The organism is Flavobacterium sp. FG19, from assembly GCF_057809475.1.
The window spans coordinates 1-518 of the sequence record NZ_JBMDKA010000084.1; the positions used below are offsets into that span (position 1 = coordinate 1).

Here is a 518-nt window from a genome sequence, read left to right on the forward strand (position 1 = left end):
AATCAGGTGCTCACTTTAAATTGGAATGGGGTGATCAATATCACCGGAATTTGCAATCAGCTCCTAGTCTGTCATATTTTTTTGCATCACCTGCCCCAATTTTATTAGCTGTTGCCTGTGTTAGCGAAGATTTCCCTTCAACATGGACTACAGCGCCAGTTTCTCGGTTAACAAACCAATCTGGTGGTGGGGAAGCCATCATCCCATCAGGGTCAATAAAATACACAGGATTATCAAGTGCGTAAGTATATGGATTAAATCTTCTAGATTTCTCTGCTAATGGGTCAATGTTCATCCAGCGACCAAGTGCAGGGTCATAATTACGTGCACCGTAGTCGTAGAAGTTAAGCCCCAGCTCGTCTTGAAGCTCTTTCCCGTTGTATTTATACTTATAAGGGTTTGCGACTATTTTTACAAGGTTTTACCTGTTAAATACAACAATTTCAAGAACATGATTTTTGAAGATAAACTTACTGTTTTACTGCTTAAATCCAAAAATAAATCTTTAAAATAGCATT

1 protein-coding gene and 1 pseudogene are annotated in these 518 nt (G+C 38.4%); one reads left to right on the top strand and one right to left on the bottom strand.

What is annotated here, in order from left to right:
- The coding region (locus tag ACODST_RS27835; protein WP_488935352.1) for a hypothetical protein at window positions 1-245 on the top strand (245 nt) is incomplete at its 5' end.
- 14 nt (window positions 246-259) lie between these two features.
- Here the strand turns inward: ACODST_RS27835 and ACODST_RS27840 are convergent.
- Window positions 260-409: pseudogene (locus ACODST_RS27840) on the bottom strand (RHS repeat-associated core domain-containing protein); the annotation flags it as partial.
- Window positions 410-518: the final 109 nt, after the last annotated feature.